The organism is Zavarzinia sp., from assembly GCF_049306435.1.
In the GTDB taxonomy this organism is placed as follows: domain Bacteria; phylum Pseudomonadota; class Alphaproteobacteria; order Zavarziniales; family Zavarziniaceae; genus Zavarzinia.
The window spans coordinates 1-15362 of record NZ_JBAQRT010000207.1 but is presented as its reverse complement, the minus strand read 5'-3'; the positions used below and the strand labels follow the sequence as shown (position 1 = coordinate 15362).

At 55.1% G+C, this 15362-nt stretch carries 11 protein-coding genes and 2 pseudogenes; 12 read left to right on the top strand and 1 reads right to left on the bottom strand.

From position 1 onward, the window contains the following. From WAZ62_RS11650 to WAZ62_RS11595, 12 genes and pseudogenes are all read left to right on the top strand, one after another. Positions 1-419 (top strand): annotated as a pseudogene (locus tag WAZ62_RS11650) (glucose-6-phosphate isomerase); the annotation flags it as partial. A 201-nt stretch (positions 420-620) separates the two neighbouring features. Then, entirely contained in the window at positions 621-2363 is a 1743-nt protein-coding gene (locus WAZ62_RS11645) for a glycosyltransferase family 2 protein (protein WP_422643687.1), read from the top strand. A 9-nt stretch (positions 2364-2372) separates the two neighbouring features. Beyond that, entirely contained in the window at positions 2373-3713 is a 1341-nt protein-coding gene (locus WAZ62_RS11640) for a glycosyltransferase (RefSeq protein WP_422643686.1), read from the top strand. 284 nt (positions 3714-3997) lie between these two features. Next, a complete protein-coding gene (locus WAZ62_RS11635) occupies positions 3998-4396 on the top strand; it encodes a hypothetical protein (protein ID WP_422643685.1) in 399 nt (132 codons plus the stop codon). Between the two features lie 134 nt (positions 4397-4530). After that, a complete protein-coding gene (locus WAZ62_RS11630; protein WP_422643684.1) occupies positions 4531-7053 on the top strand; it encodes a hypothetical protein in 2523 nt (840 codons plus the stop codon). Continuing rightward, positions 7050-8120, top strand: a complete 1071-nt coding sequence (locus tag WAZ62_RS11625; RefSeq protein WP_422643683.1) for a hypothetical protein — start codon at positions 7050-7052, stop codon at positions 8118-8120. The genes WAZ62_RS11630 and WAZ62_RS11625 overlap by 4 nt, the downstream gene beginning before the upstream one ends. 146 nt (positions 8121-8266) lie before the next feature. Continuing rightward, a complete protein-coding gene (locus WAZ62_RS11620; RefSeq protein ID WP_422643682.1) occupies positions 8267-9805 on the top strand; it encodes a sulfotransferase in 1539 nt (512 codons plus the stop codon). A gap of 241 nt (positions 9806-10046) precedes the next feature. After that, positions 10047-11123 carry an FAD-dependent oxidoreductase gene (locus WAZ62_RS11615; protein WP_422643681.1) on the top strand — a complete coding sequence of 359 codons (1077 nt, stop codon included), beginning with the start codon at positions 10047-10049 and terminating at the stop codon, positions 11121-11123. 57 nt (positions 11124-11180) lie between these two features. Next, complete coding sequence (locus tag WAZ62_RS11610) at positions 11181-11945, top strand: NAD-dependent epimerase/dehydratase family protein (protein ID WP_422643680.1); 765 nt, start codon at positions 11181-11183, stop codon at positions 11943-11945. Further along, the gene (locus WAZ62_RS11605) at positions 11945-12790 is read left to right on the top strand and encodes a sugar phosphate isomerase/epimerase family protein (RefSeq protein ID WP_422643688.1); all 846 of its coding nucleotides are present in this window, start codon (positions 11945-11947) and stop codon (positions 12788-12790) included. Before WAZ62_RS11610 ends, WAZ62_RS11605 begins: the two co-directional genes overlap by 1 nt. A gap of 120 nt (positions 12791-12910) precedes the next feature. Then, positions 12911-13999: a glycosyltransferase 61 family protein gene (locus tag WAZ62_RS11600; protein ID WP_422643679.1), complete on the top strand. Its 1089-nt coding sequence runs from the start codon at positions 12911-12913 to the stop codon at positions 13997-13999. Positions 14000-14087: 88 nt separating this feature from the next. Further along, on the top strand, positions 14088-14459 hold the full coding sequence (locus tag WAZ62_RS11595) for a transposase (protein ID WP_422643678.1): 372 nt from the start codon (positions 14088-14090) through the stop codon (positions 14457-14459). 1 nt (position 14460) lies between these two features. Here the strand turns inward: WAZ62_RS11595 and WAZ62_RS11590 are convergent. Beyond that, positions 14461-15233: pseudogene (locus tag WAZ62_RS11590) on the bottom strand (IS3 family transposase); the annotation flags it as partial. Between the last annotated feature and the right edge of the window lie 129 nt (positions 15234-15362).

Below are 15362 nucleotides of genomic sequence, written 5' to 3'. Positions count from 1 at the left end.
AGGGCAAGGGCACGACCCCGATCACCGCGATCGGCCCCGTCGACCAGCACAGCCAGCTCCAGCTCTATCTCGATGGGCCGGACGACAAGCTGTTCACCGTCATCGACCTGGCGACCAAGGGCAAGGGTACGATCATCCGTCCCGATCTCGCCGATGATCCGGCGCTGGCCTTCCTGGCCGGCCGCCGGATCGGCGACGTCGTCGCCGCCCAGGCGAGGGCCACGGGCGATACGCTGGTGCAGTTCAACCGCCCGGTGCGCCGCCTGACCATTCCGCGCTACGACGAAGAGGCGCTGGGCGGCCTGTTCATGCATTTCACGCTGGAAACCCTGATCGCCGCCGATCTCCTTGGGGTCGATCCCTTCGACCAGCCGGCGGTCGAGAATGGCAAGCAGCTGACCCGCCAGTATCTAGCCTGATTATTGTCGAGATTTGATCGAAATATGATCAATGAATTTGAGTAAAATAAAAATAGGAAATTCAACATATTCCATGTCTATCGCGGCAGTATAGTAAAATATAATATTTATTATAACAATAAATGTCATTTGGAGAATGGTCGGGTTGTTGGGATGCCTTGTGTTGAACATGACATATCTTAGATCAAAGGGGAATTTTTAATGTTGGACTGCTCTGTAAAGTGTATACTCAACAATTTTGTGATTGTTGTGCACAGCCTTGGTGGCGGAAATTTGCTCCAGATGAAAATTCGAGACCGATATGGCCGGATATTTTGTAGCTATGGTAGCGATGAGCAGCTTGATCCAAGCAATTGTCTCCAAATTCACCCGTGTGGTCGAGCCTTCGATAAACAGAGAGTCTCCTATTATTTTGTGGCGGATACTATTATCGACCCTTATTTTATCTCTATGGTTGAATCGGTTCAGCTTGAGGCAGAAATACAATTTGATCAGGAAGAAGGCGTCGTTCAATTTCGGGTAGAGCGGACGTCGATCGATGAATTCGGCAACCTGACGCAGTCAGTGCAGCGCCGTCTCGCACAGATGCAGCGGACCGGCAAGCTCTTCTCCGCGTTGGTCGCGGGCGGTCTGCGATCTGTGGAGGGGGAATCTGTCTTCATTGAATATGCCTATCAGATGAATCGTGTCCTTTTCGTCAATGGTTGGCTACCGAATTTTGGCTCTCTCGAAGTTTACATGCTTTCGGATGACGGGGCGCATGTTGCGGCGCAAGAGGATATGATCCCCCAGAACCGGATCGCTGTGAGTGAATATTTGGCAGGTCAGGGAAAAGTCCAGCCCTCAACCGATGCACACGGTTTCTGTGCCGTCCTGCCAAAGTCGGATATGGAGGGGCCGCTAATCGTCGGCGTGCTTCGCGGCACTGAGTTCTACGTGCTCTATGCCGCCAAGCCGGAACTGGCGCCATCGGCTGATCGGATTTTCCCAATGGTACTGGGAGCCTGGCAGATGACGTTGGACGCTCCGCTCTCCAAAGGCGTGCGCATGATGATGCCTTTCATCCAAAAGAACCTGCCGCGCAGCGAGTACAGCACGCCATTTCGTTCCCATTTTTCCGCCACGCAACCGGCTACCGTTTCCGTTATCGTGCCGTTCTACAAGGAATGGCGGCTACTATATTCGATCTTAGTGATGGCCCGGCGTAGCCCCGACGATTGGGAGTGGGTGATCGTCTGCGATGACCCGGGTATTGCGCAGTTCATGCGGCGGCTGATCGCAGGAACCCCGCCGGGATCTGCGGGCAAGATTACCTTCGTCGTAATGAAGTACAACATCGGCTACGGTCCGGCGAACAATGTCGGTGTCAAGATGGCCTCATCCGATAATATCCTGCTGATGAACTCTGACGTCTGGATGTCCGAATTCAGTGCGATTCAAGACGGATTGCGGGCGCTGGCCGAAGGAGCTTATGCCTTGCTCGGTTTCACGCTGCTGTTCGAAGATGGCACGGTCCAGCACGACGGTCTCGGATTCCGCCGTTCGCAGGATGTGGATATGATGTATCTCGTGCTGCATCCGGGCAAGGGGCTGCCGCCGGCTCTTCTCGGCGATGAAATCGAGATCGCGCCAGCGGGTGCCGTGACGGGTGCGCTCATGCTGGTTACCCGCCAGGAATTTCTCGAGCACGGTGGCTTTAACGATCGCTATATCGGCGGCGATTTTGAGGATGCTGATCTGTGCCTCACCCTCATTAGAGGCGGCCGCCGGGTGGGCATCGTGCGTAGCCGCCAAATCTTCCATCTGGAACGTCAGTCGATACGCAAGGACGCGGCAAACAACGTCGGCTTCGCCCGAACGCTGGTCAACTGCGACAGGTTCAACCGCCGCTGGGGAAGCCATCTCGATGGCATCCCACAGAACTCGGCTCAGGTCGTAGAATAGGTTCGCACCATGCCACGTGTCATGATCATCTCTCACGGCCATCCGGACCTAAGCCACGGCGGTGCCGAAAGAGCATCCTATGCCATCCATGCTCTCATCCGCGGGGGCGAGATGCCGGGATGGGACAGCGTCTATGCCGCCCGCGCCGACCGTCGGCATATCGGTCACGACGGCGAATTCGGTTCCTTCCGCGGGCGCCCCGACGAGATCCTGGTGGCCCCTCCCGAGGTGGACCATCTGTACCAGTCATCGACGAATATCGCCCGGCTCTATGAGCATCTGGACGACCTCGTCCGCCATTTCGCCCCGAATATCGTCCATATTCATCATTTCATGTTCTGGGGTATCGAACTGTTCGAATATTTCGAGGCCCGGGGCATTCCCACTGTCATCACGCTGCACGAGTTCATGGCGATTTGCCATCGATATGGCCAGATGATGAAAACCAACAACCGATTGTGCTCGACGGCTTCGCCGGGGGAATGCGCCCAGTGTTTTCCGGACATTGCCTCCGGCATGTTCTTCCTGCGGGAACGCATGTTTCTCGATCAGCTCGGCCGCGCAAACGCCATCGTTTCGCCCAGCGAGTTCCTGGCGGAGCGGGTGCGGCGCTGGTCGCGAGGGCGTCTGAGGGTCGAAGTGATTGAAAATCCCCGCGCCCTGATCGACTACGAACCAGTGGAGATCGGCAGCCCGCCGCGCCCGGGAGAGGTGTTGCGTATCGGCTATTTCGGGCAGATCAACCAGTTCAAGGGCACCGAGGTGCTGCTTGACGCCGCGTTAATCCTGCGCAAGCGCGGTGTCAACCTGCATGTCCGCTTATTCGGGGTTAACCTTGATGTCCAGGAAGAAAGCTTTCGCCAACGGATCCAAGCCAAACTCGCCGAACTCGCCGATACGGTGGAGTTCTTTGGTCCTTATCACAACGCCGCTGTTCTGCGCCTGATGACCGGCTGCGACGCCGTGGTCGTCCCCTCGGTGTGGTGGGAGAATTCGCCCATGGTGATCCAGGAGGCCATCAATGCCAATGTGCATCTGATCGGCTCGCGCCATGGCGGCGTCGAAGAAAAACTAAAGCCCTACACACGCTCGATCCTGTTCGAACCCGGCAGTGCTCTCGATCTTGCCGAGAAGATCGCCGAACTCGCCGAGCGGGCGGTACCTGAAGCCGACGCGGCAACAGGTCCCATGCTTGCCCGCAAGACGGCTGCGGAGGCCTGGCGGGCACTATTGACGCTTTACCAAGATCTTGCGGTGAGGGGGCAGGGGGAAAATGTGTTGGATATTCGAGCTTCTACAATAGGATGGAGCGCAAGACTATTGGATGGATTCCATGGCGAGAATGGATGAGAAGATTCAATAAAATAGTATTGTATTATTTAATAGATACTATTGTTAATTTATAGTGTTTGACTATCGATACGCTTAAATATGATGATCCGCCGCGATGCATCACGATGGAAAGCGTTATGATAAGCCTATAGAGCAATTATATTATGAATCCAAATTGGGAATTTATTGTGAAAATCCGGATTTTATATATTTTAATCTGGAATTTTTTTGGTATCGTTATGTAATTGCAGAATTTTTCTGCGTAATGGACGCCTTGTTAGACTTAAGTGTGGAGGTGTGAAATGCATATCTCGAATTTGAAGAGATTGATCGTGGATGTGAGCGAAGGGGGCGGTGGCCAAGTCAAGGTGCCTGTAGATCTGTTCTGGAGGCTTGTCGCAACCGCTCTTCGTAGCAAGGCGGCGTTCGACGAGGATTATTACGTCTTCGCCAATTCGGATATTGAGCAGGCCGTCAAAGCTCGAACCCTCAAGAGCGGGGCGGATCATTATTTCATCACCGGCTATCTTGAGGGGCGTATGCCGAATCGGATTCTGGTCGACGAGAAATTCTATCTGGAACAAAATCCCGACGTCGCTGCTGCGGTGCGTCGCGGCGAAGTAGGTAGTGCTCAGGAGCACTTCGAGTTCGCTGGTTTCAAGGAAGGTCGCCTGCCCTACAAGGATTTTACTCTGTTCTGAGTGCGACTTGTTGTCGATTGGCCCGATGTGAAAGGGGAATCGGTTGCGAGCGGTATTTTTTTTATGGGCAGGGTGATGAAAAGTCGCTCGTATGCAGACTTCATACGGATCAATCGTTTTCGTGTTAGGTTACCATGGCAGATTCGATTGTCGACATAATAGGTAGAGAGTTCAGCGTATCTTTTTATTTAGAAGAGTACGCAGATTTGCAACTTTTTGGCGAAGCTGCGCTGGTGCATTATTGTGACATAGGGTGGATCGAGGGGCGAAATCCTAACCCCTATTTTGACACAGTAAGCTACCTGCACATGCATCGGGATGTGATGCGGGCCGGCATGCATCCCTTCTTTCACTATCTCTATCACGGTAGAGGGGAGGGGCGTGCCGTCGTGCCAAGCGTGACCCCCTCAGCTCGCAGCCAGCTGCTGTTCGGCTATGCGGTTCCCGACTGGGTGGAAGCGCTGCGACCCTCGGTCGATGTCGAATATTATGCCGGCCAGCTGGATCGTGAGTGGGGGGCCGGGTTCGACCCCGTGGCGCATTTCGCTTTTCGCGGCTGGCGGGAGGGGTTCAATCCTACTCCGACGATGGCGATCGCCGATCTGATCGCCCGTTACCGCCATTCGGCGAATCTGCTGGTCAATCCCCTGCTTACGCATCGCGAGGCCGAGGCTGGGCGCTATACGCCGACGGCAAACTGGCAGGTCCCTGCGGCTTCGGCCGCGCACGACGAGGCGGCGACGGCGGATGATGCATCGGTTACTGCGCCGGTGCCCGCTCAAGCCGAGCCGGGGACCATCGCCGACGAATTCGACGCCCAATATTATCTGGCAACCCATGGCGACGTGAAGGCGGCGGGCATCGACCCGCTCGACCATTACTTCTATACCGGCTGGCGCGAGGGGCGGAATCCCAATGCCGAATTCGATTCCGCTTATTACCTGGTGCAGAATCCGGATGTGGCGGCACTTGGGGTCAATCCGCTCTGGCATTATGTGACCGTAGGCCGGGCCGAGGGGCGTGCTCCGCGCGATCCCAATGCGTCGGCGTCGGCCTCTCTCGGTCTCGATGATGCTGCACGGATGGAGACGGTCCGCCCGGAACTCGATACAGAATATTATCTCTCGACCTATCCCGACGTGGCGCAGGCCGGGGTCGATCCGGTCGAGCACTATTATCTCGCCGGCTGGCGCGAGGGACGGAACCCGACGGCGACATTCGACACCAACTATTACCTGCGGGCGAACGAGGATGTCGCCGCAGCGGGGATCAATCCGTTCTGGCACTTCGTCGTTGCCGGGCGAGCCGAAGGGCGTGTCCACTGCAAGCCCGGCGGTTACCGGCGCCGCATCATCGACGCCGCAAAGCCGCCCGAAATCCTCGCCGAGGGCTATGTCCCCGCTGCCGGCAAGAAGTCCCCCCCAGCCGCCGTGATGGATTTCATGCGCGGCGCCCTCGGCGAGGCCAAGGGGATCTGCGTTTCGCTCAGCCATGACTGCTACATCCAGGTGATCGGCGGGACGCAGATTTTCATCGCGGACGAGCAGCGAAATTTCGTCGGCCGGCGTTACGTCTATCTCCACCTCTCGCCGCGGGCGGCTCGTCTCGACATGCAGCCGAACGCAGGCGCCTTCGATGTTCAGGTCGTGGTCAACGGCAGATTCTGCGGCATCGTCTCTTACGCGGGATTGCTGAAGGAACTCGGCACCGGACTGGATATCGAAGGCTTGGACAAACTGCTGGTCATCCACAGCGGTCTTGGATTCGACGTCAGGCGGATCGAGGCGCTGCACCGCGCCCTGCAGCCACGCAGGTCGGTGTTCTGGCTTCACGACTACAGTTCGCTGTGCGAGGGCTTCAACCTGCTGCGCAACGATCTCGAACATTGCGGGGCGCCGCCGCCCGACAGCCAGGTCTGCCGGGTCTGCGTCTACGGCGCCTCGCGCCGCAAGCATCTGGCTGCACTCGGGCGGCTGTTCGAGACCTGCCGATTCGACGTCCTGTCGCCGTCCAAATTCACCCTGGATCTCTGGAAATCGCGAACCGCGCTGCCCTACAAGTCGGCCAGCGTCCACGAGCACTGGCGGCTCGTTCCCCAAACGACGAAACGCCTGCGCGCGGTCGACCGCAAGAAGGCGCCGCCGGCGTGCATCGCTTTCGTCGGCTTTCCATCGGCAGGCAAAGGGTGGCCTCTTTTCGCCGACCTCTATGGGAAGCTGAAGGGCGATCCGCGTTACCTGTTCATGCATTTCTCCGCGCGGGGCGTCCCGACCTTGCCCGGTTGCCGCCATATCGTCGCCGAGGTCACGGCGCTGGACCGCAATGCCATGACGAGGCTGTTGCGCGACAACCGGGTCGATTATCTCGCCATGCTCTCGCCCTGGCCCGAGACATTCTCCTTCGTGGCGCACGAAGGGTTGGCCGCCGGATGCCGCATCCTCTGCCTCGCGGACAGCGGCAATGTCGCCGCCCTCGCCCGCGCCTCCGCACGCGGACGGGTGTTTGCGGACGGACAGGCGCTTGAGGATTATCTCAAGTCCGATCAGGCGTTCGACGACGCCTTGCTGGCGAGGGTCGAGAAGCAGGAATTTGCTGTGGACAATTGCGGGACGACGGCGAGCGTCCGCCTCCTTTTCCGGAGCAGTCGCAAGCCATGAAGAATGTCAAATGCTTCAGCAGCTTTTCGTTCAGCTATCTCACGCGCGCGATGATCTTCGCGCGGACGACGAGGGCGGCTCACCCTGACTGGGAGATCTGGGCCGTCATCGTCGATGTGCCGCCGCCCGATCTCGATCTTAAAAAGGCTCTGGCCGACTTCGACAAGGTGATCTACGCCTCCGAACTCGGGCTCGAGCGTTTCGGCGCCTGGCTGTTCAAGCACGACATCGTCGAGGCCTGTACTGCCGTCAAGGGCAAGATGATGTGCCATCTGCTCGACCTCGGTGCCGAGAAGGTGATCTACCTCGATCCCGACATTGCCGTCTTCCACCCGATCGAAAGCGTGCTCCGGCATCTTGAGGAAAGCTCGATCGTGCTGACGCCGCATCAGATCGAGGCCAATCTGACCGAGAACGCCGTCCGCGATAACGAACTGACCTCGCTACAATACGGCATCTTCAACCTCGGCTTCGCCGCCGTGCGCAACGACGAGACCGGACGGAATTTCGCCGCCTGGTGGGCACGGCAACTCTATTTTGCCTGTTACGACGAGGTCGAGAAGGGTATTTTCACCGACCAGAAATGGTGCGATCTGGTGCCCGCCCTCTTCCCCCGTGTCTGCGTCGAGCGGGACCCCGGCTGCAATGTCGCAAGCTGGAACCTCAGCACGCGCCGGGTGAGCTTCACCCGCAAGGGCGACATCCTGGTCAACGGACAACCCCTTAAATTCTATCATTTTACCAAGATGAACGCAGTCGGCGACATCATGACCGACCGCTATGCAGGCGATACGGTCGAAATCATCGAAGTCTGGAACTGGTACAAACGCACGCTCAAGAAAATTACATTGAGCGGTATTCCCAGCGGCTATTGGCACTACGGCACGTTTGACAACGGGGTGAAGATTCCGAAATGGGTCCGGGTGCTGTTCCGGGAGCGCGGCGATCTCTATCACACGTTCGACAATCCGTTCGCGACCGCCGGGGATTCCTACTACAACTGGCTGTCGAGCGAATACCCGGATTTCCAGACCAAGAAGGGCAAGGGGGGCTTCGAAGCGATTTAAGGGGGGGGGCAGACTGAAGTGTGCGAGACTACGGACCGCTAACTCGATGAGGTCACGCAAAGCAAGCTGTACGACATCAACGCATTGTGAGATATGTAGTGGAGTTTCCACCAATCCACCGTATACAGGCGCGAGGAGGCGGTTTCTTGACTTCGACAAGATTGCCGATATTTGTTTTGGGGGACTCAAGAACCGGAACAATGTCATTCCACAATTATTTTATCTCTAATGGGCTTCGTTCCATTCACTATTTCATGGAACAGTCAGGTCAAGTTGAACCACTCCATCTTCACGAATCGGAAAACAGATATAATTTTCTAAAATTTGTTCGAGAAAATAAATATGATGCATATACTGATTATCCGACGCGGTTTTTCTTCAAATCTCTATTCGATGAATTTCCGGATGCATCATTTATCCTGACTGTTCGCGAAAGTACAGACCGTTGGGAAAAAAGCATGCGTGATTTTCTCTCGAAATTCGGCATGAATGCTGATTACGCAGATCTGCGTGCCGTGTACGAGGCAATCAATGATGAAATTCGTGCACTTTTTACCGGAAATCGTCATTTTTTGGAAATATGCATTGACGACAGCTCAGTTGAAAATTCAATGAAGATTTCCAAATTCCTGGGCCTTGAGAGGAATATCCCCTTAACAAGGGACAATGCATCCGATGAAATAGATTTAGGTGTGCTCTCAAAGAGATATAGATTTTATACAAAACAAACTGATATTTCCCTTACTATTAATTCGATTGAAAAGGCTACGTCTCCCGGAAAGGCGATGATATCTGAAAGTGGTTGGGCGTTTTTAATAAATGATACGAATGATTTCTTGCGCGTTCAATTTGGTACTACTTATTGGAATGAGAGGGAACGGTCAAATGCTGCATCGATAATGAGCGAAAGGGTAAAGCTATTGTCTGATAAGGGAATATTATATTATAAATTTATCGTGCCAGAAAAAAATATTATCTATAGAGAATATCTCCCTCAAGTACTGAGGGATTGGCCCCAGAATGAATCGAGGCCAGCGCAAATGTTACAATCTGATTGTCACTTATCTGTTTCCTATCTAGATAGATATTTGATTGATGCTCGGTCATATGGACAATTGTATTTCCGTGGAGATACGCATACTAACTGGTTAGGCGCATGGTTTGTATACAGATATATTACAGACTCATTGGATAGAAATGGGCTGATGACAGGTCAAGCGCTTAGTCTGCAGGATCTAAATGCATCAATAGCCTCTTACCATGGGGATTTATCCGTTCAGCTTAATCCGAACCTCCGTCGTGAATTTGATGAACGTTGGGCCTTCACGACATCGCGCAACGGCTTTGACCTTACAATTAAACTGGAGATTCCAGATTCCGAAAATAAAGCAAACGAAATTGAGGTTCCCGATATGTACAAGAAATGGTTTACCGGTCGGGAGACTTTTATCTATGAAAGATTTGATAAAATGGGCCTCCGAGCGGTAGTGTTTCGAGATTCAACTTTGGATTTTTGCCATAAATTATTGGCGCAACACTTTTCTCGTTCAGTTTTTATTTGGCATCAAGGGCAAATTTATGAAGAGATTGTTGAAATTGAGAATCCTGATATTATAATACATGTTATGGCAGAGCGTTTTATTGTTAGGTATAATACCTTCCCTGTAATGGCCAGAGTGACTTGAGCGGTGTGGCGCATTTTTTCTATTGACGATCCGAAAACTATGCGCTTCTTCTGAAGAAGCTGATCGAAGCCAAATGCATAGTGGTTTTGAGACGTCAGGGACCGCATCATCCAAATTGAAGATCATTTTCCCCGCAGTTTTAAAATCGTAGTGGTTATATCTAGATGAGAATAAGTATAGTGTTGCGGCAGTCGTGCCATTATCATGCTAATTGTGAGGAGCGGCCAATATGAGTCATTCCGTGGCAATCATCGGCGCAGGATGGTACGGCTGTCATATTGCGGCGACGCTTCTTAATTTTGGTCTTTCTGTCAAGGTATTCGAACGCAACAGGCGCATTTTCCACGAAGCGTCGGGAAACAATCAATTCCGCTTGCACATGGGTTTCCACTATGCCCGGCATCACGGCACCCGCGTTCAGTCTCGTGACGGCTACATGCGCTTCATCGAGCGCTACCCGGCCCTGAGCGGTGAAATCCCCAACAATATCTATGCCGTTCCCATCAGGGATTCCTTGGTCGATTTCGCGACCTACAAACTTATCATGACGGCGACCGGACTGGATTTCCGTGAAATAGAAACGGCACCCATTCCTTTGCAGGGCATTTCGGGCATGCTGCTCACGCCCGAGCGCGTGCTTTACATCGAGCGGGCGCGGGTCTATTTCGCCAAGCGCCTAGGGGCTTCGCTCGTGCTCGGCCACACCGTAGAAAGTATCGAGGAGACGGAGAGCGGCGTTTTCGTTGATGGGGAGCGGTACGATTTCCTCATCGACGCGACCTGGGGCCATCTGAAGTCGCCGCCCATCGACGTCTTTTACGAACCGACCCTGCTGCTCTACTACGAAGGTCCCATCGGCTATCCTGCGATCACGATGGTCGACGGGTCTTTGTGCTCCGTCTATCTGACCGAGGATCCGAGCATATATACACTGTCGAGCGTCACGCATACGCCGCTCGGCAAATTCGCCACGGGCAACGAGGCGCGCGTCTTTTGCCAGAAGGAAGTCTCGCAGGACCTCGTCGACCGCAAACGCCGTCTGATGGAGGCCCAGATCAGTCTCTATCTGCCGGATTTTCGCGATGTGTTTCGTTACGCCGCGCCCCAGGTTTCGATCAAGACCAAGCTGATCGGTGTGCACGACGACCGAAGCTGCTACGTCTACCAGCACGGTCGCTCGTTCAACGTCATGTCGGGCAAGATCGACACGATTTTCGTCGCGACCGAAAAGATATTGAGCGCGCTCGATGCCAGTTTCGCCGGCGATCTCATGCAGGTATCGAGCACGTTGAAAGACGATATGACGTTCATACTGTAATTTGGCCGGAGGCGCCGGGCCCGGTTTCTCCGGGGCGCCGCAGAAGGGGATCGGGTTATGGCGACTGCGTTGATTGGCCATACGGGCTTCGTCGGCTCCGTGCTTTGCCGATCGGAATCGTTCGACCGGCATTACAATTCGTCGAATATCGCGGCGATCGCCGGCCAGAGATTCGACCGGATCGTGTGTGCCGGCGTTTCCGCCGTCAAATGGTGGGCGAACAAGAACCCCGAAGAAGACATGCAGCGTATCCAGATCTTGATGGATCATCTGGCCAATGTGGCGTGCGAGCGCTTCACGTTGATTTCGACCATCGACGTTTACGGCCAACCCGTCGGCATGACCGAGGATGACGATCCGTATTTTCTTGGATTACATGCCTATGGAAAAAACAGGTTGGCCCTGGAGCAGTTCGTGCGAGAGCGCTTCGCGCGACACCACATCGTGCGGTTACCGGGTCTATTCGGACCGGGGCTGAAAAAGAACGTCATCTACGACATGATGAACTGTAACCAGCTTGAGGTCATCAATCCCGATTCGCAGTTCCAATGGTATCCGGTCCGGCGGCTTGGCGCCGATCTGGCGAAAGTGGAAGTCGCCGGCATCGATTTGGTGAATATCGTGACCGAACCCGTTGCAACCCGCGACATACGATCCCGATTCTTTCCCGATCTGGCAATCGGCGGAGCGGCTGGGCCGACCTTGGTCTACGACAATCGCACGATCCATCCCACGGTCCTGGGCGGTCCGGGGCCTTACCACCTCTCGGCCGACGAGGTCATGACCGAGCTGGCCGCCTATCTGGAGGAGGCGCGGCCGTGATGGGGCCTCGCCTGGCGGTTTCGAACCTGGCCTGGCCGCCGGCGCTCGAAAGCTCCGCGTCCGCCCGTCTGACGGCTCTGGGAGTCGCCGGGGTCGAGGTCGCGCCGACACGTATCGCAAATTGGGAAGGCCTGACTCCGGAGGTATTGAAGGCCTATCGGTCGCGTCTCGCCGATGTCGGCCTCAAGGTCAGTTCGTTGCAGGCGCTGCTTTTCGGTGTGGAAGGTGCGCAACTGCTGGGCGACAATGGCGCCTTTGGTGTGTTCCGAAGTCATCTGGAGCGGGTGGCCCATGTCGGCAACCTGTTGGGCGCAAGGGTGGCAGTGTTCGGCGCGCCGCGCAGTCGGCTGCTGCTTGGGCACTCGTCGGCGGATGCCATGTCGATTGCCGCCGATCGCCTGCGACTGCTGGCCCCTCTGCTTCAGGAGGCGGAGCTGGTTCTGGGCATTGAGCCCGTCCCCGGCCACTACGGCGGCGAATTTCTGACGCATGCGGATCAGGTAGCCGAATTGGTTCGGCGTGTGGACGATCCCGCCATTCGTCTTCACCTCGATACGGGATGCGTCTTGCTCGGCGGAGAGGCCATTGGGGAGAAGATTGTCGCCCACCATCCGATCCTGGCCCATTTCCATGCCGCCGAGACGGATCTTGCGGGTTTCGATGTCACGAAGTCGGATCATGTCGGCGCCTCGGAGGCCTTGGCGGCGGTGAATTACGACCACTGGATCTCGATCGAAATGAAGCCTCAAGCGCCCGATCCGCTGATCGGTGTCGAGCGGGCCGTGCGTTACGTGCAACAGGTATATTTTGGACGAGCGAATTCTGACGCCGATGTTCCAGTATAATAGTCGAGTCTCACGTGCCGTCCTGTTGGGGCTGGTTTCCAAAAACAGTCAATTTGATCAAGTGTTGACCATGCAATATGCCGATGATAATGAATTGGCAAAAATCTGAAAGGTGGGAATGTGTCCGACGATGATATTATTCCGTCCTACATTGAACGTGTTAAACAAATGAAATTCCTGCCTGAGGGGGATAAATCTCTGCTGTTGGATTTTTTACCGAAAGGCTATGGGCATGCTCAAGCTGTTTTATCGAAGCTCAGTATTTTTCGGGAATTTGATTCCATAGAGCACTTTGATGGATATGGCTATCACGATTTTTCCGGGGTTTCATTATATTATGCCGGAAACAATTTTAGAACAAATGCTGCACTTTTTTTCGATGAAGATCGAAAGATCGTTTTCAATAGCCGACACTATACTAGTCATTTAAATGGATTTGTTCAATCAATTGACGCAGCGTTGGGTTTTATCGCCGAATTATCCATTAATAACGCATCCGAAATTGGCGAGAATTATCTGTCAATTGAGAAATGGTTCACCTCATATGGCCATTTCCAGGATGAAGCCTATTCACTTGGGGATTTTATTGAGCGCTTCCCCTTTGATGTGCCGCATACGGTACTGTTGGACTATCCGTATCTGGAAGGCGAAGGTTCTCGCATTGCCGATAATTATAGATCCATTGACTGGCTGATTTTCAATGGAAAATCTATCAATGCCTATGTCTATGGACAGAGAGTTCTGAAGCTTCGAAACTTGAAGCTCATCGTCAATGGTTTTGACTCGACGCCCTTTCATAGCTTCCCTCCGGCGGTGCGTGAAAGGATAATGTCGCAAGTTGCGCGAAATAAAATTCTCATTACCCGGTCTAATTCCCTACTTAGGGATATCGCCAACAAGATCGAAGTCGAGGCTGCTTTTGCGGCAGCAGGATACGTTATTGTCAATCCGGAAATTTTGACCTTTAGGGAATTCTTAATGACCATAAAAGATGCCGATCAGGTGGTAATGTATTTCGGATCGGCGATGACAAATATGGTTTATTTCAAGCCCGGTGCTAAAGTATATATCCTTAAGGCAGACTCCTATCTTGAAGAGAATATTAGGCTTTGGCGTAAAGTTATCGAGAATTACAATCTTGATATTAAGGAAATAGAAGCGGTATATAATAAAATACCTCTTGAGGATTTGTCGTCAATTTTGATGTGATTTGATAATCAGAGCCTGACCCAAAAGTATGTTGCGCCCGGCAAGGTTGTGTAATTCACCGAATCCGTCGGCTTGGCGGAGATGATTTGTGGCGTGGACGGATGAGCATCGGGCGACCTATCGGCGCGAAGGCGGCCGGTTTCCAAGCGATTTGACGGACGCGGAATGGGATCGCCTGTCGCCCCTGATCCCGGCGGCGAAACCAGGCGGCAGGCCCCGCAAGACCGACATGCGCGCGGCGATGAACGCCATTTTCTATCTGCTGCGGACCAGTTGTCCTTGCACTATCTGCCGCGGAAGGATTTCCCGCCGCGTTCGACGGTCTACAACATCTTCCGCAAGTTCCAGCGCGAGGGCGTGTGGGACGCGATCTGGGCCGAGTTGCACATGGCCTTGCGCGAGCGTCTCGCCGGACGCCTTTCTGAACCGCGCCGGGTTTGTCGGAGGCGGATTGATTTGAGTCACGCCGCCTGCGCCGTGTCTCGCTGTGCATAGTATCGCCGTTCCGCCTCGGCCGGCGGGATATATCCGATCGGCTCGAGAAGGCGGCGATTGTTGAACCAATCCACCCCTTCGAGGGTCGCGAACTCGACGGCCTCGAAGGAGCGCCACGGCCTGCGTCGATGGATCACCTCGGCCTTGTAGAGGCCGTTGATCGTTTCAGCGAGGGCATTGTCGTAAGAATCCCCCACGCTGCCGACGGAGGGCATCACGCCGGCCTCGGCCAGGCGCTCGGTGTAACGGATCGAGACATATTGGGCCCGCGATCGCTGTGGTGGACGAGCCCGTCAGCCGGACCGGGGCGGCGGGCGTGCAGGGCCTGTTCCAGGGCATCGAGAACGAAGCCCGCATGGGCCGTCCGGCTGACCCGCCAGCCGACGATACGCCGGGCGAAGGCATCGATCACGAAGGCCACATAGACGAAGCCGCTCCAGGTGGCGACACAGGTGAAATCCGAGAGCCAGAGCGCATTCGGCCTCGGCGCCGCGAACTGCCGGTTCACCAGATCCCGGGGGCAGCCATTGCCCCGGCTGCTCACTGTGGTCTTCACCGGCTTGCCGCGGATGGCGCCCCGGAGCCCCATCTCCTTCATCAGGCGGGCGACCGTGCAGCGCGCGACACTCTCTCCCTCCCGCGACAACGGGCGCCAGATCTTGCGCACGCCATAGACCGAGAAGTTCGCCTCGAACACCCGGCGGATTGCCAGGCGCAAGCCGGCATCCCGGCGGCTCCGGGTGACCTGACCCCCATGGTTCATCCAACTGGAAGCAGAGACCTGTGGTCAGAATTACGCATGGTGGCGATTGAAGCAAGGGGAGGGGCATGCCCCTCCCCTTGCTTGCGCAGGCCGGCGGCGTAGGCC